We start from the raw sequence: 24,938 nt of genomic DNA, 5'->3' as shown, positions 1-24,938 counted from the left end.
CTCCCGAGGCTTCGCCCGGCCGCGCCCGGCGTCAGCGCGTGCGGGCCGCCTCGAGCCCCCACAGTACGAGCGGGATCTGCAGCGGCAGACGCAGCAGCGTGATCACGCGCGACCGCGGGCGCGTGCGTCCCTCGCCATCTGCACGTTGCCCGGGAAAACGGCCGCCATGAGCGCGGCAGAGGCGACCCCGCCGATCGCACGCGTGCTCGGGTGTACGGTCGCCGCGGCGCAGGCCAGCTCGGCCGCTCCGGAGACGAGCACCCAGCCGCGCGCCGAACCGGGCATCCCGCGTGGCACGACGGTGTCGAACACGCGCGGCCGCACCAGGTGCACCACCCCCGAGACGGCCATCGCCGCGACGAGCACACGCGGGCCGGCGCCCAGCGCGGGGCGCGTCATCGGTCCTCCGCCCCGCGCTCGAGCGGAGCGACGTGGTCGAGGATCCGCCGCCACTCCCGCACCAGCGCCAACCGCCCCGCACCGTCGACGGTGGCCGTGCGGGCGTGCGCGAGCCGCCCGCGGTACCAGCGGCCGTCCTCGGCGCTCGCCACCGGGTCGGAGTCGCCGTGCACCAGCAGAGTGTCGGCGCTCACCCGGTCGAGGTCGTCGGCCCAGGAGCCGTCGCGGAGCGCGGCCAGGTCGGTCGCTGCGCCGCCCGGCCCCTGCCGCCAGCCCTCGCCGAGCATCCGCTCGAGCCGGTTGCGGAGCCCGCCGTGGCCGGCGAGCACCGGGTCGTCGGGCTCGATGCCGAGCGCATCGAGTCCCGGTTCGGCGGTGGGGAGGGAGGCGGCGATCGTCGCGGCGTCCTCGTCCGGGAGAGTCTCGCGCCGCTCCCACGCGCCCGTCGGGTGCACCAGGACGCCGGCCTGGGGCGGCGCCGGGGTGCCGACGAGGGCGAGGCGGTCGATGAGGTCGGGGTGCCGGGCCGCGAGCGAGAGGGCGAAGACTCCTCCCGAGCCCCAGCCGACGACTCCGACGCTGCCGAATCGCGCGCCCTCGACCATGCGCGCCGTGCGCTCGGAGCGGCGCAGGTACTCGGCGAGGTCGTCGGCGCGGTCCTGGACCCGCCCGTGCGCGGCGTCGACCGGGTCGGAGGCGCCGTAGCCGGGGCGGTCGAGGATCAGCAGGTGCAGGCCCCAGGGTCCGGTGACGGTGGGGTCGGGATCGAAGCCGCCCGCTCCGGGGGTGGGGTGGCAGAACACCACCAGCCGGTCGGCGACGGGATCCCCCGCGGCCGAGACGCCGATCCCGCGGCCGGACCGCAGCTCGAAACGATGATTCGCCATGTCGCCTCCCGAACGCGCCGACCATCGGCGCATCCCCCTAGTCAAGCGGACGGGGCGCCCGGCTCGCTGGGCCTTGTGCCGCGGGGCGAGGAGCAGGATGGGCGCATGCCCGTCACGATCGAGTGCGTCACCCGCTCCCACCGCCCGGCCCTCGAGCTGTTCGATCGCGCGCGGGACATCGGCCTGCACGAGGCGACCCAGGCCCGGGCCCGCGAGCGGGCGATCGGTGGAGTCGTCTCCGGCCTGATCGGACCGGGCGAGGACGTGACGTGGCGGGCCGTGCACGTCGGGGTGCCGCTGACGCTGACCAGCCGCGTCACGGTGTTCGATCGGCCTCGGCGCTTCGTCGACGAGCAGACGCGCGGCCCGTTCCGCGCGTTCCGGCACGAGCACCTCTTCGCGGACGCGGGACCCTGCGCCGGCTCGGTGATGACCGACCGGCTGACCTTCGCTGCTCCGCTCGGGCTGCTGGGCCGGATCGCGGAGGAGCTCGTGCTCGCGCGCCATCTGCGCCGGCTGCTCGAGGAGCGCGGGCGCCTGCTCGCGGACTAGCCCCGTCGCCCGCGGAAGCGTCGCTCCCCGTCAGAGCGAGTCGACGGCGATCACCATCTCCTCGAAGGACACTCCGGCGCCGCGGGCGTCGCGGTCGTCTTCCGCCACGTCCTCCTGATCGATCAGAAGGAGCGTGCCCGCCGAGATCAGCACCGACACCGCGCGGTTGCCGACGACCACCAGCTCGACGAAGCCGCCGCCGCTGCGGAGGGTGGTCTCGATCGACGTCTTGACGCCGGCGACGTCGACCCCCTCCTCGAGCCCGAGAGCCCGGTCGTGCAGAGTCATAATGGTACGGATCATGCTGGTCGCCCTCGGATCGTCCGTGCATCGACGCCGCTCGGTCAAGCTCGCCCCGTAGTGCGACTGTACGCCCGGAAGAGGCCCGTCAGCCCCCCGCACCCAGATTGCCCGCGAGCCGGCGGTGCATCCGGGTGGACGCCTCGTTCATGCCCTCGATGACAGCCTCCGTGCCGTGGCGCCGGTACTTCGTGGTCACCGCGTCGAGAGCCGCAACGGTCGAGGCGTCCCAGATGTGCGAGGCGGAGAGGTCGATGACGACGCGCGACGGGTCCTCGGCATAGGAGAACTGCGTGGTGAGGTCGTTGCTGGAGGCGAAGAACAGCTCGCCTGTGACCGTGTAGTGCGCGGTCGTGCCATCGGCCGAGAGGGTGCGATCGACGGTGGCGACACGCGCGACGCGGCGGGTGAAGACGACCATCGCGGCGATCACGCCGACGATGACTCCGATCGCGAGGTTGTGGGTCGCGACGACGACCGCGACGGTCGCCACCATCACCACGGTCTCGCCGATCGGCATCCGCCGCAGCGTCGAGGGGCGGACGCTGTGCCAGTCGAAGGTGCCGACGGACACCATGATCATGACGGCGACGAGGGCCGCCATCGGGATGAGGGCCACGATGTCGCCGAGGACGACGACGAGGACCAGCAGGAACACGCCGGCGAGGAAGGTCGAGATCCGGGTGCGCGCCCCTGACGCCTTCACGTTGATCATCGTCTGCCCGATCATCGCGCAGCCGCCCATGCCGCCGAACAGGCCGGAGAGGACGTTCGAGGCGCCCTGACCCAGCGACTCCCGGGTCTTCTGCGAGCGGGTGTCGGTGATGTCGTCGACGAGCTTGGCGGTCATCAGCGATTCCAGCAGCCCGACGAGGGCCATGGCGAGCGCGAAGGGAGCGATGGTCGTGAAGGTCTCGACGGTGAGCGGCACGCTCGGCACGAGCAGCTCCGGGAGGCTGCGCGGCAGCTCGCCCTGGTCGCCCACGGTCGGGACGGCGACGGCGGTGACGACGACCGCCGCGGTGATCAGGACGATGGCGACCAGCGGCGCCGGCGCGGCCCTGGTCAGACGCGGCATCAGGACCATGATGCCGATGCCGATCGCGACCAGCGGGTAGACGAGCCAGGGGACCCCGATCAGGTGCGGGATCTGTGCAGAGAAGATCAGCACGGCCAGCGCGTTGACGAAGCCGACCATGACGCTGCGCGGGATGAACCGCATCAGCTTCGCGACTCCCATCAGCCCGAGCAGGATCTGGAACAGACCGGCCAGGACGACGGTCGCGAGGAGGTAGTCCATCCCGTACTCCCGTGCGACGGGCGCGATCACCAGGGCGACCGCGCCGGTCGCGGCGCTGATCATCGCGGGCCGTCCGCCGAGGAACGCGATCGAGACGGCCATCACGAAGGAGGAGAAAAGCCCCATCCGCGGGTCCACGCCCGCGATGATCGAGAACGAGATGGCCTCCGGGATGAGGGCCAGCGCGACGACGAGGCCGGCGAGCACCTCGCGGGTCAGGATGCGCGGGGTGCGCAGGGCCGTCAGCACGGACGGCTCGGCTCGATAGCGGGCGGGGGACGTCGTGGCGGGGGCCATCGCGGCGGCTCCAGAGGGGAGGGGTGCTCGACGGGGAGCAGGAGGGTGGACGGTCTGCGGTGGCGGGTCGGCAACGGCGAGCGATGATGCCAGGCTTGCAGGGGCGCATCAGCGGCGAGTGAGACTCTACCCTCACGTAAGGGTCGATCCGAGAGGGGGAGCATGACCGAGACCATGCACATCGGCGAACTCGCCGAGCGGACGGGCCTCTCCCTCCGCACGCTGCGCCACTACGACGAGATCGGCCTGGTCACGGCCTCGGGCCGCACTGAGGGCGGCTTCCGCCTCTACACGTCGACCGACTACGACCGCCTCCTCCTCATCCGCCGGATGAAGCCTCTGGGCTTCGCCCTCGACGAGATGGCCGCTCTGCTGCGCGTGATCGACACGCTCGACGAGCAGGGCGAGGACGCGTCGACGGAGCTGCGCGCTCAGCTCGAGCTCTTCATCGGCCAGGCGCGCGAGCGGCGGGAGGCGCTCCGCGTCCAGCTGGCGATGGCCGACGAGTTCGTCGAGCTGCTCTCGAGCCGCTGATCCTCGACGGCGCCCGCCCGGAGTGGGCGTCCGCACCCTCCAGGGGATGACCCCCGATGATCCGAGCGGGCGATGCGGCCGGCAGTGCGCCCGGCCAGGCTGAAGGCATGCAGAATCCACTCCTCCACGCCTCGTCGCTCGTCCTGCGGTACGGCTCGACCGCCGCCCTCGACGGAGTCGACCTGACGATCCACCGGGGGGAGTCGGTCGCCGTCATGGGCGCGTCGGGATCCGGCAAGTCCAGCCTTCTTCACTGCCTCTCCGCGATCCAGCGTCCCGACTCCGGGACGGTGCGCTTCGAGAGCCCGAGCGGCCCGGTCGATCTGACGGCGCTGTCCGACGGCGAGCGCTCGCGCCTGCGCCGGGAGGCCTTCGGCTTCGTCTTCCAGCAGGGGCTCCTCGTCCCCGAGCTCACCGCTGTCGAGAACGTGGCCCTTCCGCTCCTGCTCGCCGGCGCTCGGCGCTCGGACGCCGAGGTCCGGGCCGCCGAGTGGCTCGCGGTGCTCGGCCTCGAGGGAATGGAGAAGCGGCGGATCGGCGAGCTCTCCGGAGGCCAGGCGCAGCGTGTCGCGATCGCCCGTGCGCAGGTCGGCGGCGTCTCGGTGATCTTCGCCGACGAGCCGACAGGCGCCCTCGACTCCGCCACCGGTGCCAGCGTGATGGAGGCGCTCCTGGGCTCGACCGTGGGCCAGGGACGCACGCTCGTGGTGGTCACCCACGACGAGAGGGTCGCCGCCCGCTGCTCCCGCATCGTGCAGGTCTCGGACGGCCGCATCGTCGGCGACTCCGCTGCACCGGGAGCGCAGGCCGCCTCCGGTTCCGGCGCCGGCGCGGCGGCTCAGGAGGACGGACGATGAGCACGCTCGCCCCCGAGACCTCGCGACCCTCGCACGGACGCGCCCCCGTTTTCCTGATCACGTGGATGCTCGCGCGCCCGAGCGCTGCCACTCCCGCCACCGTCGTCCTGCCGATCGTCGCCTTCGCCGTCACGTCGGCGCTGATGATGACGACCGTGGGCGCGCTCCGGTACTTCTGGGGCTCGGACGACGAGTACTGGGTGATGTTCCAGGACTTCACCCTGATCATGCTCGCGCTCCTCCTGGTCCCCCTCACGACCCTCGGTGGAGCGGCGGCCCGGCTCTCTGCGCGGCGCCGCGACGACCGCCTCGCGACGTTGCGGCTGCTCGGAGCGACGGCGAGGACCGTCGCCCTCATCACCGTGATCGAGTCGACGGCGCTCGCCGTGGTCGGGGCGCTCGGGGGCATCGTGCTCCACGCCGTCACCACGCCGCTCCTCGGCCTCATCCACTTCCACGGTGCTCCGTTCGGACCGACCGCGCTCTGGGCCGGGCCGCTCGGGATCCTCGGAGTCCTCGGTGGTGTGGCGCTCCTGGCGGCCGTGAGTGCGGCGATCGGGCTGCGGTCCGTCGTCGTCTCGCCCCTGGGCGTCCGGCAGAGGCAGCAGGCAGCGCGTGTCTCGTGGATCCGCCCGGTCCTCGGCGTCGTCCTGATCGTCGTCGCCTTCCTCGCGGCCGTGGCCGGCGGCGCCGGTGCCGGCATCGCCGTGATCGTCGTCGCCTTCGGGCTGGCGGTCGGCGTGCTCGGGATCATCGGCCCGTGGGCGATCGCACTGTTCGCCCGCCGTCGCCTCCGGGTGGCGAAGACCGCCGAGTCGCTCCTCGCGGCCCGCAGCATCCTCGAGTCGCCGAAGGCTGCGTGGCGCCTGGTCGGCGGCATCGCGATGACGAGCTTCATCGCGGTCGTCGGAGGCGGCGGCCTCGCTCTGATGGACTCGATCGGGTCGTCGTCGTGGGAGCCGACGTTCGTTGACGACTTCCGCACCGGCATCTTCAGCACGCTTCTCGCGTCCTTCCTCATGGTGGCCTGCTCGGTGGGAGTGGGTCAGGCGGCCGCCGTGCTCGACCGGCGCGACCTCTACGTGAGCCTCGACCGGATGGGGGCGCCCGTCGCGACGATGGACGCCGCCAGGGTCCGCGCCGTGATGTCTCCGCTCGTGTTCGTGACGGTCGGCTCGTCGCTGCTCGGCGCGATCATCGTGCTGCCCCTCCTGGGACTAGCGACCGTCATCGCTCCCCTGTCGGTCGTCGTCATCATCGCCTGCCTGGTCGCCGGCGTGGCTCTCGTGCGACTCTCCCTCCTCGCCACGCGCCCGGTCCTGACCGGTGTGCTCGCCCAGGCGGAGCGCCCGCTCGGCTGAGATCGGGCGCCAACCTGAGAGACAACCCGGCATGTTGTTTCCAAATGGAAACAGCATGCTACGGTGAAACCATGAACGCATCGACAGATCGAGCCGCGGCACTGACCGTCGCCGCCACCCTCACCAGGCAGGCCGAGAACCACCGGGGCATCCCGCGCTGGTACGCGGTCTTCAGCACGCTCCTGTTCCTCCTCGGTGTCGGGGTGGTGACGGTCGGCGTCGTCGTCGGCTGGTTCGTCCCCTTCGTCGGAGTCGTGGTGCTCACGCTGAACGCGGCCTCCTTCCCGTTCCTCCTGGCGTCCTGGCGGGTCAACGGAGTGATCCCACGCGACGGCCGGCTCGCGCGGATCCGCTACTGGGCGGTGACGCCGCTCGTGCTGGTCGTCATGCTCGCGCTGTGGCTGGTGGCCCTGACGCTCGGCCCGGCCTCTGCGGTCGGGGTGTGGCTGGCCATCGTCGTCCCCTTCGCGCTCGAGCACGCCAACCGCCTCCACCTCTGGTGGAAGCGATGAGCGGCGCCCTCGGCCAGGCCGAGGCGGTCGTCGACGAGGTGTTCAGCAGCCTTCCCCGGCTGAAGGTCGCCGCGTTCCTCGCCGGGTGCGACGAAGCGGAGTTCGCGATCATCGCCCAGGCGACCGGCACAGCGCCCTCCGCCCTCTCGAAGGCCGCGACCCACCTCGAAGAGGTCGCTACGCCCGCATCCGCAAGGGCCACATCGGCCGCCGGTCGCGCACCTGGCTCAGCCTCACCCCGGCCGGGCGGTCGGCGTTCGCGCGGCATCTCGAAGCGCTCGACGATCTCACGAACCGCGCCCGCACGACGGCCTCCTCGGAGGCCGATCCGGCTGACTGACGCTCCGGGATCCCCGCGCACGCCTCGTCAGGACAGAGCGAGCGCGACCGGGGGGAGTCGGGGGAGGGCGGGTTCCCGCTCTCCCCTTTCCGTGCGCCGAGGGCTCTCTCCGCGGACGGCGGGCCCTCTCCGTGCGCCGAGGGTGTCGTCGACGCGGAGGCGCTCTTCAGCGCGGAGGGTGCGCTGCGCACGCGCGATCCAGGGAACTGCTGGCATGCTGTACAGGACGGTCGGTGCGCACGTGCGCGCCGAACGGACGGCTCCTCCCGCGTGAGAGCGGCCGACCGGTCCCGTCCCGCACACCTCCACCCGCTCCCGGACGCGCATGATCACGCCGGAGCGACACATCACCGCGGCCCACCCGGGCGCGCGGTCGGACCCCTGCGCCCGAGCGCGCGCGTCCAGCCACTCCCTCCGGAAAGCACCGCATGAGAACCACGAGATCCCAGAAGCCCGCCCGCCACCACCTCGAGCTCCCCCAGCCGAAGCCCCTCGAGAAGGGTGCCCTGCGGATCACTCCGCTCGGCGGCCTCGGCGAGATCGGCCGCAACATGACCGTCTTCGAGCACAAGGGCAAGCTGCTCATCGTCGACTGCGGCGTGCTCTTCCCCGAGGAGAACCAGCCCGGGATCGACGTGATCCTCCCCGACTTCGCCGCAATCCGCTCGCGCCTGAAGGACATCGAGGCGATCGTTCTGACGCACGGCCATGAGGACCACATCGGGGGCGTGCCGTATCTGCTGAAGGAGCGGGCCGACATCCCGATCATCGCCTCGACCTTCACCCTCGCACTGATCACCGCGAAGCTCACCGAGCACCGGATCACTCCGCGCACCCGCCCGGTCAAGGAGGGCGACCGCGTCGACGCCGGCGTCTTCGACCTCGAGTTCCTCGCCGTGAACCACTCGATCCCGGACGGGCTCGCCGTCGCGATCCGCACCGAGGCCGGCCTCGTGCTGCACACGGGCGACTTCAAGATGGACCAGTTCCCGCTCGACGGGCGCACCACCGATCTCCCCGGCTTCGCCCGGCTCGGCGACGAGGGCGTCGACCTCTTCCTCGTCGACTCCACCAACGCCGACGTGCCCGGCTTCGCGATCTCGGAGGGCGACCTCGCCCCCGCGATCGACCAGGTGTTCCGCACCGCGCCGCGCCGCATCGTCGTCTCGAGCTTCGCGAGCCACGTGCACCGCATCCAGCAGGTCCTCGACGCCGCGCACCGCCACGGCCGCAAGGTCGCTTTCGTCGGCCGCTCGATGGTGCGCAACATGGGAATCGCCGCCGACCTCGGCTACCTCAAGATCCCGGCCGCCTCGTCGTCGACATGAAGGTGCTCGAGAAGCTGCCCGCCACCGAGATCGTGATGATCTGCACCGGCTCGCAGGGGGAGCCGATGGCGGCCCTCTCGCGCATGGCCAACAAGGACCACATCATCGACATCGGCCCCGGCGACACCGTGCTGCTGGCCAGCTCGCTGATCCCCGGCAACGAGAACGCGATCTACCGGATCATCAACGCGTTCACCCGCTGGGGTGCGACCGTCGTGCACAAGGGCAACGCCAAGGTGCACGTCTCGGGTCACGCCAGCGCAGGCGAGCTCGCCTACTGCTACAACATCCTGCGCCCCACCGCGGTGCTGCCTGTGCATGGCGAATGGCGCCACCTCACCGCGAACGCGGCCATCGCGACCCGCACCGGGATCGACGAGAAGGATGTCTTCGTGATCGAGGACGGCGTCTCGATCGACCTGGTCAAGGGGCGTGCCCGCATGAGCGGCCGCATCGAGGCCGACCACATCCTGGTCGACGGCACCACGATGGGAGTCGCCACCGAGGACGCGATGCTCGACCGCCGCGTCCTCGCCGAGGAGGGGGCGATCACCGTCCTCGCCATCGTCGACGTCGACCGTGGCACTCTCGGCGAGCCCGTCGAGTTCTTCACCCGCGGCTTCGTCGAGGAGCCGGGCTGGAAGGCGAACGCGAGCAAGGCGATCGACGAGGCGGTTCTGCAGGCCGCCGGTTCGCCGACCGACCGCGAGGCGATGGAGAAGCTGATCACCCGCACTCTGGGCCGCTGGCTGACCCGCCGTCACCGCCGCAATCCGGTCATCACCACGATCGTCGTCGAGGAGTAGGCGGCGATCCGTCACGGCGGAGCCGCCTCCGCCACCCCCTGCCCAGCCGGACGTTCGCGGTGCAGAGTGGGAGGGTCGGCAGAGCGCCGACGGGAAGGGAGAGCGCCATGAGCAGCGACCGCACCACGGGTGAGGACACCGAGAAGACCGAGGAACTCCCCGACGGCACCGGGACGGACACCTCGTCCGGTGGTGGCGACACCGACACCGTGTCCGGCGGAGAGCCGGAGGAGCCCTCGGAGTAGGGCATCGAACGACGGAGGGCGGGACCAGCCGGTCCCGCCCTCCGTCGTTCCGCCGATCGGATCGGCGGGCCGTCGCTCCCGCTCGAGCGGTGCGTGACCTGCTTGCCGGATCGTCGCCGAGCGGGTGCTCGAGCCGGCCCGGCGGCGGCGCGTCACCGGGACGGGCCCGATGAGCGGCCGCACGGCGCGCAGGAGCACCGTCGTTCGCCGCGCGGCGAGGGGGCTCAGTGGTCCGTCACGCGCAGCATCACGCGGGTGCGGTCGCCCCGGGTGACGAGGCGCTCGATCAGCAGGAACACGCGGTACTCGAGCCGGTACTTCGCCAGGAACACGCGGCCGAGGCGCTCGACCTCGCGTGGGTCGGCGTCGATCCGGGCGCTCGCCTCCACGACGGCCGCACCCTCGGCGACCCGACCACGCCGGTCGCACGGCGCCAGCGTCACTCGAGGGTCGTTGCGGAGGCGCTTCACCTTGCCACTCCGGCGCGGTGTGGTCACGATCAACCCGTCGCCGTCGCGCGCGATCCAGACGGGGGTCGAGACGCCGGCGCCAGTCTTCCGGAAGGTCGTCAGCGAGACGAAGGAGGCGTCGGCGAGCGCAGCGAGTGCGGGTGAGAGGGGCATGCTCGAACACTAGGGCCGTCGAGAGCCGTCAGCGCACATCTCCGGATCACGCCGAGCCGCCCCGTAGGCTGGTCGCATGATCGTCCCGACGCCTCTGATCGGCCCGACCGAGGCGCCCGACCTGCACGTGATGACGTACAACATCCGTCGGAGGATGCCGCGCCTCACCTCTCGCGCCGTCGATCAGTGGGAGCGCCGCAGGCCGCTCGTACAGAGAGTCCTCGAGCAGGAGCGCCCCTCGATCCTCGCCGTGCAAGAGGCGCTGCCCGACCAATCGGCCGTCGTACACGAGACCCTCGGCTCCTCCTTCGAGGCGATGGGCTTCGGCCGCGATCCCGACCGGAGCGGTGAGCGCGTGATGCTCTTCATCGACCGCAGTCGCTTCGCCGTGCGGCACTGGACGCAGATCGCCCTCTCCGAGACTCCCGATGTCGCCGGCTCGCGCAGCTGGGGCAACCGAATACCCCGGACCGCGGTGATCGCCGAGCTCACCGACCACGCGACCAGCCGCGAACTGACGGTCGTGGCCACCCACTTCGACCACCTCTCGCGGCAGTCCCGGCTGCGCTCGGCCGAGTTGCTCGCGGAGCGGGTGCTGGCGCTCGGCCGTCCGGCGATCGTCATGGGCGATACGAACACCGATGTCGACACCGCGCCCTACCGCGCGCTCGTCGAGGAGGGCCGGCTCGCCGACTCCTGGGTCGCCGCCGAGCGCCGCCTCACCCCGTCGTGGGGCACCTACTCCAACTATCGGGCGCCGGCGGAGGGGCGTCGGATCGACTGGCTGATGGTCACCGAGGGCGCCTTCGAGGTCGTCTCGGCGGGGATCAACGCGGTCCGGTACGACGAGGCGGCCCCCTCCGACCACGAGCCGGTCCAGGCTGTGCTGCGCTTCACGAATCCGTGAGCGGCTCCGTCCTCGTCGCCACCTTCCTCCAGCCTCCGCGCACGCGCGGCGAATGGCTGGCGGACGCGGTGCGCTGCGCTGGAGCGGCGAGCATCGTGGCGGCCTGGATCGGCTGGGGTCTGGTCGACGTCGCCGTTCTGGCGCTGGCCGCGATCGGGCTGGTGCTCCCGCGGTTCCTCGGAATCCGCCCGGCGCTCGATACGGCGTTCGGCGCTGCACTGCTCGTCGCCTCGTGGAGCAGCGTCCTCGGTCTCTACGAGGCCTGGGCAGGCTGGGACCTGGTGGTGCACTTCGTGCTGAACGGGCTGGTCGCGGCCGTCGCCTTCCTCGTGGCGGCGCGGGCGGGAGTCGTGCCGGCCGTCTCGGGTGAGCGCGGGCCGCTCGCCCCGGCGATCGTCCTGTGCGCCTGCTTCGGCACGACGGCCGGCGTGCTGTGGGAGTGGGGGGAGTGGGCGGGGCACCGCTTCATCGACTCCGCCATCTTCGTGGGCTACGAGGACACCCTCGGCGATCTCGCCGCGGGAACGCTGGGCTCGCTCCTCGCCGGCGCCTGATGCGGTTCTGGTCGGCGAAGGAGCGCGTCGCACCCTGAGCGGAGTCCGCGCCCTCGAAGAGGGCGGCCACCGGCGCTGCGGCGTAGCGTGTCCCGCATGTGCGGCCGATTCGCGATGGACTCCGAGACCGACGAGCTGATCCAGGAGTTCGTCGCCGCGGGCGGGCGCGCCGAGGACTGGGCTCCGGACTTCAGCGTCGCCCCGACCGACCGTGCCCCGATCGTGCGCGAGCGCCTGCACGACGGTGCGGTCGAGCGTGAGCTCGAGCTCGCCTCCTGGGGCTTCACCCCCTCGTGGTCGAAGGGAAGGGGTCCGTCGCCGATCAACGCACGCCTCGAGTCGGTCGCCGCAAACGGACTCTTCCGCGGTGCCTTCGCGAAGCAGCGCGCTATCGTCCCGATGCGCGGCTACTACGAGTGGGAGGCGCGGGCCGACGGCAAGCAGCCGTGGTTCGTGCACGGCGATGCGCCGATCCTCGCCGCCGCGGGTCTCTACGCCGCCCGCAGGGAGGGCGACGACTGGCGGCTCTCGTTCACGATCATCACGCGCGAGGCCCGCGACGCCTCCGGCGAGGTGCACGAGCGGATGCCCGTGTTCCTCACTCCGGACGTCCGCGAGGAGTGGCTGGATCCGGCTCCGCTCGCGTCGACGGAGGAGATGCTCGCGGCTCTCGACCGGGTTTCGGTCGCTGTGGCGGCGACCCTCACGGCACATCGGGTCGACCGTCGCGTCAACGACTCCCGCACGGTCGACCGCCGCGACCCGGGGCTGCTCACGCCGGTCGGCTGAGGCGTCCTGCCTCCTCGCTGCTCGAGGGGATCCGATGGCTCCCCTCGGTCCTGATCCGGCGATCGGGAGGTGGTGTTCGACGCCAGCGTCGGCAGCGCGGTGCGGCGTCGACCTATCCTCAGCGGTGCGTGACGGTGAGGGGAAGGTCGCGAGTGATGGATGCCGTGTCGATCGTGATGTTCGACGCAGAGACAGCCGAGACGCTCTGCGCTCGGTTGCGAGCGGGGGCGGACGTGCTCGACGCTCAGTTCGCGTCGAGGAGCGCGATGGTCGAGGAGGCGATGATCGATTTCTCGGGAGCGTACTCGCGGATGTTCCACGACAACGTCGAGGCCGAGGTGGGCGATCGGCACCGGCTCGTCGACGAGCTGCGCGAGCTGGCGGCGCAGGTGACTCTGGTCGCGGGTCAGGCCGACCGCGAGAGTCGGCGCCGACGTGAGCTCGCCGAGTGGCAGGAGCGCGAGGCCCAGCGGCGGCGCGACGCGGCCGATCCGCTCCTGGCGTCGATGCGGAACCTGGAGCAGCTCGTCGACCCGCGCCCGAGTACCGAACCGATCATCCCTACGCCGATCGTGGCCAGCTTCGCCCCTCGGCCGCGGTTCCGGTACTGCGGCGGTTCGCCGACCCGCGCGCGCAGCTCGGCCGACCCCGACCGTCTCCGGCTCTTCGCCGGAGGAGTCCGCGCGCTCGTCGACGAGGCGGCCGACCCGCTCGTCCTGCTGACGTCGTCCTGGCACCATTTCCTTGAGGACTGCTGGTGGGCGCAGATCGAGCAGGCCGACGTCCTGGCCGGCTTCGAGGCCTTCCTCGTCGCGCTCGCCGAGGACGCGAACTGGGCCGAGCGGATCGCTGACGCGTTCGAGCTGGCGGGCGGTGCAGGTCTGACCGACACCGCGCTCGATGCGCGCGCCTCCTCCCACACGCCACCCGTTCTGCTGCGGCTGCTGGAGCCGAGCCTGGATTCGGCCGCGGTGGCGGCGGAGTGGGCCCGGCTGGATCTCGCGCCGGAGGACATCGCTGCGCTGCTTCTGGCGACACGTGTCGGTCTTGCGGGCCTCGACGGGCTGCCGGCCGTCGCCCGAGACGTCGCCTCTCGTTCGCTGCTCGCCGATGCGGTCGCCGACCCGGCGGGGTGCGGAGCGCGATGGGACTGGCGTCTCCCGACGGGCCGTCGCTGGAGGAGTTCGAGCGGCAGGTGGACGCTCTAGTGGCGGGGTTGGCCAGGGCCGATGGACAGGCACGGCTCGGAGGCACCGTCGCCCAGCTGATCGGGTTCGGATCCGATGACAGCATGTTGACCGCCGCCGTCTCGATCGGCGACCTCGACACCGCGTCGACGGTGCTCGCCAATGTGCCCGGTGCGGGGACGACGCTCGACGGAATCGAAGGGAATCTGAACGCGGCGACTGATCTGCGATCGGCGACGATGTACCAAGGCGGCGGACCCACAGCCGTCGTCGCCTGGCTCGGCTATCGGGCGCCGTCGTTCCCCGAGGTGCCCAACATGGACCGGGCGGCCTCCGGTGCTGACCGTTTCGCCACCTTTCTGGATGGGGTCTACGACTCTCGGCGCGACAGCCCGCCCGATCGGGTGACGGTCATCGCCCACTCCTACGGGTCGACCCTCGTCGCCAGCGCACTGCAGCTCACCGAGCATCGGATCGACGATGTCGTCGCGTACGGCTCGCCAGGCTTCCTCAGGGGGATCGAGGTCGCGAGCCTGAATGTCGACGAGGTGCACGCCACGGAGGCAAGGGCGGACGGCACCGCCTTCTGGGGTCGATTCTTCGCCGGCCCCACGCGAACGGATCCCCGCGACGTCTCCGGCGTGCAGGTCTTCTCGTCCGAAGCAGGCCAGGGCACGCGCGCGGTGACGACCCACGACATGGCTCCCGATCAATCGGGCGGGGCCGTCGGATACCTCTCGCCCGATTCCACCACGATGGGGTCGATTGCCCGTATCGCGGTCGGAGGAAAGCCATGACGGGGTGGGGGCGACGATGGTGGGCCATTGGGCTCGCGGTGGTGGTGCTGGTGATGGTTGTCGGGTGTGGTGTGGGAGTGGAGCGGGATGTGAGGGATGCGGGCGGTCTGACGCGGGCGGAGGTCGCGCGTCTCAGTCAGGAGCAGGAGTTCGCTCTGGTCGCGGAGCGGTATGCGCGTGTGGAGGAGTTGTTGCGGGAGGCGCAGCTGCGGATCAGTGACGGGGAGTGGACCTGGCTCGGGGGTGACCGGGTTCCGTGGTCGGGTGCTTCCGGAGGCGTCGGCGGGCCACTCCCCGGGGCGACCGGCGCGAACAGCTATTACCTGTTGGCAAGCCGACTTCAGGATGTGCCGGGTGGGTCGGGTGATGAGGTGGGTGTGGAGCCGATGCGTCGGTATTTCGAGGAGAAGGGTTGGGACTACTATGTCCGGGACTTGTCGGGTGATCACGATATCTGGGGCATTACCGGTGACGGATATCGGGTGGCGTGGACGGTGCGGGAGAATGGTCGGTATTCGCTGAGGATTTTCAGCGAGTTGTTCTGGTCGAACGATGCGCCCGACTTGATTCTCGCAATCGGCGGTCGAAGTGCGACGATTGCGCTGGCTGCCTCGCCACCTGGGACGGTCGTCCCGTTCCCGAAGTGGGAGGACCAGTTCACGCGACCGCCGATCATGCGGCCGCCGTCGGACGCCACGCCGACCGTCCCGCCCGTGCAGGGCTGAGAACGGGGCGCGGCGCGGCCCCGCGCCTCCCGACCGCCCTACGTCGTGCCGGCGTGGCCCGGGAACGGCTTGCCGTTCAGCGAGACCTCGTCGGGGTCGACCTCGACGTCGCCCACGTCGTCCGGTCCGCCGGTGCCGGGGACGGCGTTCACCTCAGCAGAGCCGGACACCTCGGTCCGGCTCGCGGCCGGGTCCTCGTTCTGCTTGGCCTCTGTCTCGCGCTCGCTGCCGGGCGACTCCGAGATGTCCTTCTCGATCGTCTCGCTCTCGGAGGAGGTGGCCGGAGCCGCTCCGTCCGGCGCGCCGATGGTGGCGCCCTGGTCGTTGTGCTCCGCGCGGTCCTGGTCGATGTCCTGATCCATGTCGTCGCCTCTCGTCGGGCCTCCGACGCTACGTCGGCGCCGCGACGGAGGCACCCGCTTGACAGCCGCCCGGTGCGCCCCCGGGTGCGACCGGGCGCATGCAGAGTGGACGTACTACCCTGGAACGACGGTCGCACCGGGGGGCGCGGCATGCACGCCGCTGCACCGCGAGGAGGACCCGTGGCATCCCACCGGACAGGCGAGACCCGCGTCGTCGGAACGACGGTCGGTCGGCGCTACACGATCGAGGAGCTGATCGGCCGCGGCGGCATGGCCACGGTGTACCGCGCTCGCGACGAGATCCTCGGCCGCTCGGTCGCGCTCAAGATGTTCTCCCCCGGCATCGACGAGGCGCAGGACCTGCAGCGCAAGGCGTCCGAGATCCGCCTGCTCGCGGCCCTCAACCATCCCGCTCTGGTGACCCTGTACGACGCGCACGACGGCGGCGACGACACCAACGGCCAGGCCTACATGGTGATGGAGCTCGCCGAGGGCCCGAGTCTCTCGGAGCGACTCGCCACCGGCCCCGTCGCGCCGAACGATGTGGCCTCGATGGCGGGCGATCTCGGCGAGGCCCTGCACACGGTGCACGCTGCGGGAGTCGTGCACCGCGACGTCAAGCCCTCGAACGTCCTCCTCGTGCCCAGCCCGCTGACCAGCCGCGAGTTCCGGCCCAAGCTCGCCGACTTCGGCATCGCCTCGCTCATCGACTCGACCCGCATCACAGAGCCCGGCACCCTCCTCGGCACGGCCGCCTACCTCAGTCCCGAGCAGGCGCACGGCGACCAGCTCACCCCCGCGAGCGACATCTACTCGCTGGGGCTGGTGCTCCTGGAGTCGTTGACGGGTCGCCGGCCGTTCACCGGGTCGGCGATCGAGGTCACGCTCGCCCGGGTGCTGCGCGACCCGGAGGTCTCGGAGTCGCTCGGCGCGGGGTGGTCCTCCCTCCTCACCGCGATGACCCGGCGCGAGCCCGAGGCGAGGCCGACCGCGCTCCAGGTGGCGGAATCGGCACGCCGGCTGATCGACCCGCGCCGAGACGGCCCGCCGACGGGGATCGTCGTACCGGATCTGCCTGCACCGGCCACCCAGCTGCTGCCGGCCGAGGCTTCCGACCGGACCGAGCTGCTGACGCCGACGGCTCCGCTCGACTCGACGACGAGAATCGACGCGGGTGAAGCGGACCCCGCCACCCGGGTCCTCGCCACGACAGCGCTGCCCGTGGATCCCGCGCCGCCGGCCTCCTCTGCCCCTCGACGCCGAGGCCCGAATCCGTGGCTCCTCGTCCTGGTGCTCGCGCTCATCGCGGTGGCGGTCGGGCTCGCAGTGATCCTCGTCGACGGTCCGCAGTCTCCGCTGCCCGCGGTGGACGGCGAGCTCGGCGACCACCTCCGGCAGCTGCGCGAGAGCATCCGCTCATGAGGCGGCTGCGTCTGCGGGCCGCCGGTGCCGTGCTCGCCTCCGCCCTGCTGCTGAGCGGATGCTCCGCCGCGCCGCAGGGGATCGACGAGGGTACGGCGCAGACCCTCGACGACGCGGTCGTGGCCGTGGCCGAGAGGGCGTCGGCCGAGGACTACCCGGGCGCGCTGGCCGAGCTCGCTGGACTGCAGAGCGCCCTCGACTCCGCGCTCGCGGGCGGATCGGTGTCGGCCGAGCGCGCGGCCACGGTGCAGGCGCGGGTCGATGCGGTTCGCGCCGACCTCGACGCGCTCGTCGGAGGAGCCGACGATCCGACTCCGGTCCGGACTCCGAGCAGTGCCCCCGGGCAGACGACCCCGGAGGAGACGGGGCCTGTCGAGGAGGATCCGGAGCCCGCTCCGGCCGCAACGGAGGAGGCGCCCGCCCCCGAGCCCACGCCGGAGGAGCCCGTCGAGACGCCGGAGGAGCCCGTCGAGACGCCGGAGGAGCCCGTCGAGCCCGCCGAGCCGACCGAGGAGGCGCCCGGAGCTCCGGGGAACAGCGGTGACGCTCCCGGCAGAAGCGGCGATTCCTCCGGGAGCAACGGTGATGCCCCCGCGACCGGCGGCGACTCCTCCGGCAACGGCGGCAGCGCTCCGGGCGCGGGCGGCGACTCCTCCGGACCCGGCCGCGGCTGACCGCGCCGCACGCTACTCCCGCGTCGACAGCACGGCGAAGGACGCGTCGAGCTCGACGTCCACGTCGGTCCCGTCTGCTCGGGTGACCTCCACCTCGAAGGCGTGGTCGGCGTCATCGCTGCGCTCCGCGCCGGTGACGGTTCCCGCGCCGACCGCCGCGAGGGCGGCATCGCTCGCGCGGGTGAGGTCCTCGCCCGTGAGGTCGTCCGGATCCACGGTGCCGGCGGCCGGGGAGGCGTCGCTCCGGGCACGGTCGTCGTCGGGGTCGACGGCGACGACGACGAAGGAGTCATCGAGGCGCACGTCGTACTCGAGGCCGTCCTCGTCGCGCAGCTCGAGCTCGTAGCCGGTCGCTCCATCGTCGTCGCGCTCCGCCGCGGTCACGGTGCCGCCGCCGATCTCGGCGAGGGCCGCCTCGCTCGCGCGGTCGAGGTCGCTGCCGGTCAGGGACTCCCGGCCGTCGAAGCCGTCGGTCGCGGCGTAGGCGATGCCCGTTCCCGCTCCGATCAGCACGACCGCTCCGGCGATCCCCGCGATGATCCTGGTCTTCTTCTGCACGATGCGCTCCGTTCCGGCGCCGCTCGTCGACGCCTCCTGCACTCTCGCCGGTGGCCACTGAAGCCACCCTGAAGCGCCCGAGCCGATCGTGCGTGCGCGCTGACCGGATCTCAGCCCCGGGCCAGCGGCACCCGCACCTCGACACGCGCCCCGCCCAGCGCCGATCCGCCGACGATCACCCGACCGCCGTGCGCCGCCGCGATCCCGGCCACGATCGCCAGCCCCAGGCCCGATCCGCCGGCGTCGCGCGCCCGCCCCTCGTCCAGTCGCACGAAGCGCTCGAGCACCCGCTCGCGCTCGGCGTCCGGGATCCCCGGGCCGTCGTCGTCCACCGCGAGCACCGCCTCTGCCCCGTCGGACCGGCAGGTGAGCGCCAGGCGGGAGACACGGTGCCGCACCGCGTTGTCGACCAGGTTGCGCAGCGCCCGTGAGAGCAGGGCCTCGTCGGCCACGACCTGCACGGGCGAGACTCCGCTCGCGTCGACGAGCACGCCGGAGTCGCGCAGTCGGCGCACCTCAAGCAGGGCCAGATCGTCGAGGTCGACGGGCGCCGCCGTCACCACGAGGCGCGCCTCGTCGGCCCGGGCGAGCAGCAGCAGCCCCTCGATCAGGCCGCCCAGGCGCACCGACTCCTGCGCCACGGTCGTGGCGAGCCGAACGGAGTCGAGGCGGTCAGGGTGCGCGAGCGCCACCTCGGCGGTCTGGCGCAGAGCCGCGACGGGGGAGCGCAGCTCGTGCGAGGCGTCGGAGACGAAGCGGCGCTGACGTTCCTGCCCGCTCTGCAGCCGGTCGAGCATCCGGTTGAGCGTCTGCGCCAGGCGGTCGATCTCGTCGCCCGAGCCCGGCGCCTCGATGCGGCGGTCCAGGGCGGAGGGCGGAGGAGGTGACCGCCTCGGCCTCGGCGCGCATCCGCTCCACCGGCCGCAGCGCCCTCCCGACCACCACCCAGCAGACCACCGCCACGAAGACGACGAGCAGCGGCACCGCGACGGCGAGCAGCGCGACGGTCGTCGCCACCGCCTCCGCCCGCGCCTCGTCGGGAACGCCGACGACCACCAGCGAACCGTCGTCGAGCTCTTGCGTCGCCACGACCACCGGTCCGTCCTCGGCGAGGTCGACGGTGACCGGGCCGTCGTGCTCGGAGACGGCCAGCGGCGGCAGGTCGTCGGCGTCATCGCCGGCGGCCACGACGCGCCCATCGGTCACGAGCTGCACGAGACCCTCGGAGCCGCGCACAGCCTCCGCCCCGCCCCGCTCGACCAGGGCCGCGACCCGCTCCGCCTCGCCCTCGGCCGCCGTGGCGGCACTCGACGCGAGGACCGACGAGAGCACGACGACGAACGCCGCGCTCCCGAGCAGTGCCGCGGCGGCGACCACCGCACTGGCAGCAGCGGTGATCCGAGTCCGCAGCGTCCGCCTGCTCACTCTGCTCACTCGGCCACCAGCGAATAGCCCGCGCCGCGCTGCGTCCTGATGGAGTCGCGGCCGAAGGGGCGGTCGATCTTGTTGCGCAGGGTCCGGATGTAGACCTCGACGATGTTGGGGTCGCCGTCGTAGTCGAAGTCCCAGACCGCGCCGAGGACCTCGCGCTTCGAGACGACCTCGCCGGCGCGCGAGACCAGGTACTCGAGCACGCTGAACTCCCGCGCCGTCAGCGGCACGGCGACTCCCGCGCGCTCGACGTGCTTGGAGGCGGGATCGAGCGCCAGGTCGCCGACGACGCGGACCGCGGGACGCTCGGTGGCGCCGCGCCGGATCAGCGCCCGCAGCCGAGCCACCAGCACGGGGAACGAGAAGGGCTTGGTGAGGTAGTCGTCCGCGCCGGTGTCGAGCGCCTCGACCTGGTCGAGGTCGCCGTCCTTGGCGGTGAGCATCAGGATCGGCGTCCAGTCGCCGGAGGCGCGCAGCCGCTCGCAGACCCGGAACCCGCTCACATCGGGGAGCATCAGGTCGAGCACGATGGCGGCGTAGTCGGCCTCTTGCGCGAACCAGAGCGCGTCGGTGCCGGTCGCCGCGGTGTCGACGGCGAAGCCCTCGGCCTCCAGCCCGGTCTCGAGGGCCCGCAGCAGGGTGATCTCGTCGTCGACGATCAGAATGCGGATGGCGTCCTCCCGGTGGCTCGGCAGTCTGCGCCCAGGCTAGCCGCGCGCCCGCTGAAGCCTGGCTGAAGCGACGCCCTGCTGCCGAGGGGCCGCGGCCGGCGCGGATGCCGACTCCGACCGGGCCCTCAGCGCCCGGGTCATTCGTCCCTGTCGGTGTACTCGCCTTCGCCCTCACCCTCGGTGCCGGCCGCGCCGGTGTCGACGTAGCTGCCCTTCACCGAGGTGTCCTCGTCGTTCTCGGAGGTGTCGATGTAGCTGCCCTCCTCCTCGCTGACGGTGTGCGAGACGCCGTCGGTCGAGGTGTACTCGCCCTCGGTCTCCGAGGCATCGGCGAGATGGCGCCCGTGGCCTGCCTCGTTCGTCTCGTGGTTCTCGTGGTTCTCTTCGTGGTGGGCCATGTCGGCCTCCTCGCCTCATCGCGTCGGTGCGCGGTCCGATCGACCGCGCTCGGTCCGACACTTCTGCATCGTGGGCGGGCGTGCAAGACGTGGCGCCTGCACATCCGTGCCGCGCAACTCCTGGCCGCGACCGAGCGGCCGGCCTAGCGTGACGAGCATGAGCAGTCCCCCTCGCACCCGCTGGAGCGTCATCGGCCAGCTCGGTCCGGCGTTCGACGACGGCGGCCCGATGCTCCTCGTCGAGGCCCGCGCCGCCTTCGGCCGTCGCCCGATACACCGGGCCAAAGCGCAGCTGCTCCTCTCGTCGCTCCGGCATCGGGGCCGCGAGCTCGGCGATCGCGTCGAGTACGTCCGCGCCGAGACCTTCGCCGAGGCTCTCGACGGCCGCGACGACCTCGAGGTGGTCGATCCGCCCACCAGGGGAGCCCGGCGCCTCGCCAGAAGACGGGGGATGAGCATCCTGCCCAGCCGCGGCTTCGTCACGGCGGAGGCGGATTTCCGCGAGTGGGCGCTCGCGCGCGGCGGCAAGCGCCTGCTGCTCGAGGACTTCTACCGCTGGAGCCGCGAGCGCACCGGTGTGCTGATGCGCGGTGACCAGCCGGAGGGCGGACGCTGGAACTTCGATCACGACAACCGTCAGCCGCCGCCGAAGGGCGCCTCCCGCCTCGGTCTGCCCGACCCGTGGTGGCCCGAGGAGGACGACATCGATGAGGAAGTGCGCGCCGACCTGGCCCGGTGGGAGGCCGAGGGCGCTGTGCGCCTGGTCGGCGCTGACGGCCCGCGCCGGTTCGCCGCGACGCCCGCGGAGGCGGAGGCGGCGCTCGCCGACTTCGTCTCGTCGCGCCTGGGCGACTTCGGCACCTACGAGGACGCGATGCTGTCGGGCGACTGGACGATGGCGCACTCGCTGCTGAGCGCGCCGATGAACCTGGGCGTGCTCGATCCGCGTGCCGTCATCGACGCCGCCGAGGCGGAGTACGCCGCGGGAGGTGCGCCGATCGCCGCCACCGAGGGTTTCGTCCGCCAGATCCTCGGCTGGCGCGACTACGTCTGGAACCTGTTCTGGCACCTGGGCCCGGAGTACCGCAGCCGGAGCCGGGCGCTCGGCGCCTCGGCCCCGCTGCCCGAGGAGCTGCTCGCGCTCGACGCAAGCGGCATTGAGGCGAACTGCCTGCACGAGACGCTCGACGACGTCCGGCGCCACGGCTGGGCGCACCACATCCAGCGACTGATGGTTCTGGGGAACTGGGGCCTCCAGCGGGGCTGGGATCCGGCTGCGCTCAGCGACTGGTTCGTCGATGTCTTCGTCGACGGCACCGAATGGGTGATGCCGGCCAACGTGATCGGTATGTCGCAGTACGCCGACGGCGGAGTCGTCGCGACGAAGCCCTACGCCTCGGGCGGCGCCTACATCGACCGGATGTCGGACTACTGCGGAGGCTGCCGCTTCGACCCGAAGGTGCGCCTGGGCGAGAACGCTTGCCCGGTGACCGCGGGGTACTGGGCGTTCCTCGACCGTGTCGAGCCGGTGCTCCGCGGCAACCACCGGATGGCGCAGCCCCTCGCGGGACTCCGCCGCCTCGCCGACCGTGCGGCCGTCGTCGACCAGGAGCGCCTCCGCGAGAGTCTCTGACCGAGCGTCAGAGCGCCGATCGATGAGGGAGCGACTCGATCCGCTCCTCCGCGTCGACGGCTCGCCTCGCTGCCACGAGCGCCCGTCGCGAGGAGAAGCCGACGAGCCTCGCCGCCTCCTCCTCGTCCTCCCGGCGCACCTCGGAGCGCCGACCGAGGATCCGGAGGGCGGCGTCGACCCGCACGCGCCGCAGCTCGCGCATCGGCGTGGTGCCGATCATCGAGAAGGCTGCGTGGAGGCTGCTCGTCGACACCGCCAGAATCTCGGCCAGGGCTCCCACCCCGAAACTCTCGTCGGCGTAGTGCGTGCGCAGCACCGCGTCGGCCCTGGCCAGGAGGCGGCCGACCACCGTGGGAGTACCCTGCGCGAGCGACGGCCCGCACTCGCTGACGACCGCGGCTGCAGCGCTCTCGATGCACCCGGCCAGATGACCCCAGCTCGACGCGGTGAGCGTGGAGGCTGCGTTGAGGGTGCTGATCACCGTGGCGAGAAGGATGCGCAGACTGCCGCTGTCCTGCTCGATCCTCGTCACTCTCGCGGGGATCGGCACTCCGAACCGACTGCTGAACAGTGCGCTGACTTCGACCTCCACGACTCCGTAGGAGGACTCGCTGATCACGGTGTGGTCCTCTTTCTCTACCGAGAGGTATCCCTCGCCTTTCATCAGCGACATCTCTTCGTCGCGAGACGCGAGACCGATCTCTCCATCGACGAGCATGCAGAGCAGGAGTCCGCTCTCGGTCGGCTGTCTGATCACTCGGCGCCCACTGTGGTAAAGCCGCCGGACGGTGACATCGCCGATCTGGAGACGGTCTCCGAGAACCCGGAGCTCCTTGCCCGGAGACACCACCCGCATCCCCTGCCCGACCAGCCAGTCCGCCGCCTCGTCGCCCACGAGAGCGACGCCGAGATCGCCGCTCGCCCGTGCTTCCGGAACCCGCATCGCAGCCGCCAGTCAGGGAGGAGTCCACCACTGTGGTGGCCGGGAGGGGCGGTCCCATCCCCTCTGCATGATGCAGTACCCCGATGGAGGGTGGGTTGCCGCCGACCTGAGACTCCGACGACCTCGACCGGAAAATCCAGACATCGTCCGCCGACGTCTCGTGCCGGTCACGGACCGCTGAGCATATGAGCTGTCCCTGCACCGATCCCCTTATGGAGAAGACATGAAGAAGAACTATGACGACGGCAAGCACGACATCAGCCTGGACGACGGGTGGTCCGTTCCGTCCGAGGGCGGAGTAGGTCGTCGTTCCATTGTGCGAGGAGCGGTCTGGACTGTTCCTGTCGTGGCCGGAGTGGCGGCAGCGCCTCTTGCGGCAGCGTCTACGACCCCCTGCACTCCGTCCATCACCTCGACCGGTGCCGCCTACATCCGCGACAGCAGCGACGGTTGGTTCGGAGAACTGCTCTCCAATTCCTCCGGTGATCGTCTGGGCATTGGCGTCGCTCTTCCGGGGTCGCGGATGAAGGCAAACTACGCGTTCAAGAACGCCACGAATTGCACCTGGACGGGCACGATCCAGGTCCAGATCGACCTCCCCGCGCGAACCGTCGCGAACCCGCCGGAGTCCAACGAGGGCTGGACCCGGACCACCGCGGGCAACTACACGCGCGACAACCTGACCTATACCCGCTACGTCTTCACCGCGACCGCCAGTGTGGCGGCGAACTCGACCCGGCAGTTCGGGCTGGGCTGGACCCTCGCGGATCAGGCGACCCTGCGCACCTACCTCGGTGCGCCGGGCGGACCCCAGCGATGGACGAAGGTTGCGGCAGACAGCGGCAGCACGGGCTGGAGGCTGCCGAACCCTCCGGGAGCCATCCGCATCAACGGCGCAACCGTGCACTCGGGCTTCTCGAACACGCTCACACAGAATGCCGGCTACTGGATCCACTTCGGCACAGAGGCTTTCTAGAGCCGGTCGCTCGCGCGACGGACGCCGCATGAGCGCGGCGCCGCCGGGCGACGAGCCTCCGGGCGCTGGATCCAGGTCCTGTGCCCGGGGGCTCGTCCCGTCGCGCGGGAATCAGGCCCTGACGAACCTCGAGACGGTCACCGCGACGGTCACCGTCGTCGTCCCGTCCTGCTGAGCCAGTGCCGCGTCCAGCGCCCGAGGATCCAGATGGTGCGCGCTCGGCCCCATCAGAACCTCGGCGCGCAGCTCGGGCACTGTCATCTCGACAGGGTGATCGATCTCGTCCCGCCGGGCGAGCATGAACCCCGTGAGCTGCTCCTCGAGCCGCTCGGCCTTGCCCGCGTCGATGCCGAGCATCCCGAACCGTTCACGGATCTCAGCGAGGTGCCGCTCGCGTGGAGTCACCACCACGGCGATGCCGCCCGATCGCAGCACCCGCCGCATCTCCGGCGCGTTCCGGGGCGCGAAGACCGTCAGTAGCGCGTCGGCCGAGGCGTCGGCCAGTGGGAGCGGCTGCCAGAGATCGGCTGTCGCGACGGCCGCCCGCGGATGCGCGCGAGCGGCGCGGCG

29 protein-coding genes and 1 pseudogene are annotated in these 24,938 nt (G+C 71.7%); 18 read left to right on the top strand and 12 right to left on the bottom strand.

Going from position 1 to position 24,938, the window contains the following annotated elements:
* Positions 1 to 102 precede the first annotated feature (102 nt).
* Together ACH61_RS05810 and ACH61_RS05805 are read right to left on the bottom strand one after the other, a co-directional pair.
* On the bottom strand, positions 103 to 399 hold the full coding sequence (locus tag ACH61_RS05810; protein ID WP_236713564.1) for a DoxX family protein: 297 nt from the start codon (positions 397 to 399) through the stop codon (positions 103 to 105).
* Entirely contained in the window at positions 396 to 1,286 is an 891-nt protein-coding gene (locus tag ACH61_RS05805) for an alpha/beta fold hydrolase (RefSeq protein WP_068209733.1), read from the bottom strand. The genes ACH61_RS05810 and ACH61_RS05805 overlap by 4 nt, the downstream gene beginning before the upstream one ends.
* A 105-nt stretch (positions 1,287 to 1,391) precedes the next feature.
* Here ACH61_RS05805 and ACH61_RS05800 point away from each other — a divergent pair, with 105 nt between their 5' ends.
* Positions 1,392 to 1,838, top strand: coding sequence for an SRPBCC family protein (locus ACH61_RS05800; protein ID WP_068209730.1), 447 nt, complete (start codon positions 1,392 to 1,394; stop codon positions 1,836 to 1,838).
* A gap of 30 nt (positions 1,839 to 1,868) precedes the next feature.
* Here the strand turns inward: ACH61_RS05800 and ACH61_RS05795 are convergent, their stop codons facing one another.
* Both ACH61_RS05795 and ACH61_RS05790 read right to left on the bottom strand, forming a co-directional pair.
* A complete protein-coding gene (locus ACH61_RS05795) occupies positions 1,869 to 2,141 on the bottom strand; it encodes a hypothetical protein (RefSeq protein ID WP_068209727.1) in 273 nt (90 codons plus the stop codon).
* Positions 2,142 to 2,226: 85 nt separating this feature from the next.
* Positions 2,227 to 3,735 (bottom strand): SulP family inorganic anion transporter, encoded by a 1,509-nt coding sequence (locus ACH61_RS05790; RefSeq protein WP_068209724.1) that lies wholly within the window; start codon positions 3,733 to 3,735, stop codon positions 2,227 to 2,229.
* A gap of 162 nt (positions 3,736 to 3,897) precedes the next feature.
* On the opposite strand from ACH61_RS05790, the gene ACH61_RS05785 reads away from it, so the two are divergent.
* The 7 genes and pseudogenes from ACH61_RS05785 to ACH61_RS17285 all read left to right on the top strand — a co-directional run bounded on the left by ACH61_RS05785 (position 3,898) and on the right by ACH61_RS17285 (position 9,718).
* Positions 3,898 to 4,269: a MerR family transcriptional regulator gene (locus ACH61_RS05785; RefSeq protein ID WP_068209721.1), complete on the top strand. Its 372-nt coding sequence runs from the start codon at positions 3,898 to 3,900 to the stop codon at positions 4,267 to 4,269.
* A 107-nt stretch (positions 4,270 to 4,376) separates the two neighbouring features.
* The gene (locus ACH61_RS05780) at positions 4,377 to 5,126 is read left to right on the top strand and encodes an ABC transporter ATP-binding protein (protein ID WP_068209739.1); all 750 of its coding nucleotides are present in this window, start codon (positions 4,377 to 4,379) and stop codon (positions 5,124 to 5,126) included.
* A complete protein-coding gene (locus tag ACH61_RS05775) occupies positions 5,123 to 6,487 on the top strand; it encodes an FtsX-like permease family protein (RefSeq protein WP_068209718.1) in 1,365 nt (454 codons plus the stop codon). Before ACH61_RS05780 ends, ACH61_RS05775 begins: the two co-directional genes overlap by 4 nt.
* Before the next feature lie 71 nt (positions 6,488 to 6,558).
* The gene (locus ACH61_RS05770; RefSeq protein WP_068209715.1) at positions 6,559 to 6,999 is read left to right on the top strand and encodes a hypothetical protein; all 441 of its coding nucleotides are present in this window, start codon (positions 6,559 to 6,561) and stop codon (positions 6,997 to 6,999) included.
* 85 nt (positions 7,000 to 7,084) lie between these two features.
* The gene (locus ACH61_RS16150; protein ID WP_236713563.1) at positions 7,085 to 7,339 is read left to right on the top strand and encodes a transcriptional regulator; all 255 of its coding nucleotides are present in this window, start codon (positions 7,085 to 7,087) and stop codon (positions 7,337 to 7,339) included.
* A gap of 428 nt (positions 7,340 to 7,767) precedes the next feature.
* Positions 7,768 to 9,473: pseudogene (locus tag ACH61_RS05765) on the top strand (ribonuclease J).
* 107 nt (positions 9,474 to 9,580) lie between these two features.
* On the top strand, positions 9,581 to 9,718 hold the full coding sequence (locus ACH61_RS17285) for a hypothetical protein (RefSeq protein ID WP_158286112.1): 138 nt from the start codon (positions 9,581 to 9,583) through the stop codon (positions 9,716 to 9,718).
* Between the two features lie 224 nt (positions 9,719 to 9,942).
* On the opposite strand, the gene ACH61_RS05760 is transcribed toward ACH61_RS17285, so the two are convergent.
* Positions 9,943 to 10,341 carry a PPOX class F420-dependent oxidoreductase gene (locus ACH61_RS05760; protein WP_068209712.1) on the bottom strand — a complete coding sequence of 133 codons (399 nt, stop codon included), beginning with the start codon at positions 10,339 to 10,341 and terminating at the stop codon, positions 9,943 to 9,945.
* Positions 10,342 to 10,417: 76 nt separating this feature from the next.
* On the opposite strand from ACH61_RS05760, the gene ACH61_RS05755 reads away from it, so the two are divergent.
* The 6 genes from ACH61_RS05755 to ACH61_RS05730 all read left to right on the top strand — a co-directional run bounded on the left by ACH61_RS05755 (position 10,418) and on the right by ACH61_RS05730 (position 15,300).
* Positions 10,418 to 11,248 carry an endonuclease/exonuclease/phosphatase family protein gene (locus tag ACH61_RS05755; RefSeq protein ID WP_068209704.1) on the top strand — a complete coding sequence of 277 codons (831 nt, stop codon included), beginning with the start codon at positions 10,418 to 10,420 and terminating at the stop codon, positions 11,246 to 11,248.
* Positions 11,245 to 11,802 (top strand): hypothetical protein, encoded by a 558-nt coding sequence (locus tag ACH61_RS05750; protein ID WP_068209701.1) that lies wholly within the window; start codon positions 11,245 to 11,247, stop codon positions 11,800 to 11,802. The genes ACH61_RS05755 and ACH61_RS05750 overlap by 4 nt, the downstream gene beginning before the upstream one ends.
* Positions 11,803 to 11,898: 96 nt before the next feature.
* Positions 11,899 to 12,591, top strand: a complete 693-nt coding sequence (locus ACH61_RS05745) for an SOS response-associated peptidase (protein ID WP_068209737.1) — start codon at positions 11,899 to 11,901, stop codon at positions 12,589 to 12,591.
* Positions 12,592 to 12,746: 155 nt separating this feature from the next.
* Entirely contained in the window at positions 12,747 to 13,799 is a 1,053-nt protein-coding gene (locus ACH61_RS05740; RefSeq protein ID WP_132505016.1) for a hypothetical protein, read from the top strand.
* A gap of 83 nt (positions 13,800 to 13,882) precedes the next feature.
* Positions 13,883 to 14,575 (top strand): alpha/beta hydrolase, encoded by a 693-nt coding sequence (locus tag ACH61_RS05735; protein ID WP_158286111.1) that lies wholly within the window; start codon positions 13,883 to 13,885, stop codon positions 14,573 to 14,575.
* Positions 14,572 to 15,300, top strand: a complete 729-nt coding sequence (locus ACH61_RS05730; RefSeq protein ID WP_068209691.1) for a hypothetical protein — start codon at positions 14,572 to 14,574, stop codon at positions 15,298 to 15,300. Before ACH61_RS05735 ends, ACH61_RS05730 begins: the two co-directional genes overlap by 4 nt.
* 38 nt (positions 15,301 to 15,338) lie before the next feature.
* Here the strand turns inward: ACH61_RS05730 and ACH61_RS05725 are convergent, their stop codons facing one another.
* Positions 15,339 to 15,662, bottom strand: coding sequence for a hypothetical protein (locus tag ACH61_RS05725; RefSeq protein ID WP_068209688.1), 324 nt, complete (start codon positions 15,660 to 15,662; stop codon positions 15,339 to 15,341).
* 180 nt (positions 15,663 to 15,842) lie between these two features.
* Here ACH61_RS05725 and ACH61_RS05720 point away from each other — a divergent pair, with 180 nt between their 5' ends.
* Entirely contained in the window at positions 15,843 to 17,084 is a 1,242-nt protein-coding gene (locus ACH61_RS05720; RefSeq protein ID WP_158286110.1) for a serine/threonine-protein kinase, read from the top strand.
* Positions 17,081 to 17,758, top strand: a complete 678-nt coding sequence (locus tag ACH61_RS05715) for a type 2 periplasmic-binding domain-containing protein (protein WP_068209682.1) — start codon at positions 17,081 to 17,083, stop codon at positions 17,756 to 17,758. The genes ACH61_RS05720 and ACH61_RS05715 overlap by 4 nt, the downstream gene beginning before the upstream one ends.
* A 12-nt stretch (positions 17,759 to 17,770) precedes the next feature.
* On the opposite strand, the gene ACH61_RS05710 is transcribed toward ACH61_RS05715, so the two are convergent.
* The 4 genes from ACH61_RS05710 to ACH61_RS05695 form a co-directional block, all read right to left on the bottom strand.
* A complete protein-coding gene (locus ACH61_RS05710; protein WP_158286109.1) occupies positions 17,771 to 18,316 on the bottom strand; it encodes a PepSY domain-containing protein in 546 nt (181 codons plus the stop codon).
* Between the two features lie 110 nt (positions 18,317 to 18,426).
* A complete protein-coding gene (locus ACH61_RS05705) occupies positions 18,427 to 19,491 on the bottom strand; it encodes a sensor histidine kinase (protein ID WP_236713562.1) in 1,065 nt (354 codons plus the stop codon).
* Positions 19,492 to 19,746: 255 nt separating this feature from the next.
* Positions 19,747 to 20,418, bottom strand: coding sequence for a response regulator transcription factor (locus ACH61_RS05700; protein ID WP_068209675.1), 672 nt, complete (start codon positions 20,416 to 20,418; stop codon positions 19,747 to 19,749).
* 137 nt (positions 20,419 to 20,555) lie between these two features.
* Positions 20,556 to 20,816, bottom strand: a complete 261-nt coding sequence (locus ACH61_RS05695; RefSeq protein WP_068209672.1) for a hypothetical protein — start codon at positions 20,814 to 20,816, stop codon at positions 20,556 to 20,558.
* A gap of 157 nt (positions 20,817 to 20,973) precedes the next feature.
* Between ACH61_RS05695 and ACH61_RS05690 the strand changes: the two genes are divergently transcribed.
* A complete protein-coding gene (locus ACH61_RS05690) occupies positions 20,974 to 22,449 on the top strand; it encodes a cryptochrome/photolyase family protein (protein WP_068209669.1) in 1,476 nt (491 codons plus the stop codon).
* 7 nt (positions 22,450 to 22,456) lie between these two features.
* Here ACH61_RS05690 and ACH61_RS05685 read toward each other — a convergent pair whose 3' ends face one another.
* Positions 22,457 to 23,392 carry a helix-turn-helix transcriptional regulator gene (locus tag ACH61_RS05685; RefSeq protein ID WP_068209666.1) on the bottom strand — a complete coding sequence of 312 codons (936 nt, stop codon included), beginning with the start codon at positions 23,390 to 23,392 and terminating at the stop codon, positions 22,457 to 22,459.
* A 223-nt stretch (positions 23,393 to 23,615) separates the two neighbouring features.
* On the opposite strand from ACH61_RS05685, the gene ACH61_RS05680 reads away from it, so the two are divergent.
* Positions 23,616 to 24,368, top strand: a complete 753-nt coding sequence (locus tag ACH61_RS05680; protein WP_068209663.1) for a hypothetical protein — start codon at positions 23,616 to 23,618, stop codon at positions 24,366 to 24,368.
* Positions 24,369 to 24,479: 111 nt separating this feature from the next.
* Here ACH61_RS05680 and ACH61_RS17280 read toward each other — a convergent pair.
* On the bottom strand, positions 24,480 to 24,938 hold a 459-nt coding region (locus ACH61_RS17280), incomplete at its 5' end, for a class I SAM-dependent methyltransferase (RefSeq protein ID WP_461786694.1).

The organism is Rathayibacter tanaceti, from assembly GCF_001634385.1.
Classification (GTDB): domain Bacteria; phylum Actinomycetota; class Actinomycetes; order Actinomycetales; family Microbacteriaceae; genus Rathayibacter; species Rathayibacter tanaceti.
The sequence above is the reverse complement of the archived record's forward strand: the minus strand, read 5'-3'. Positions and strand labels throughout refer to the sequence as shown.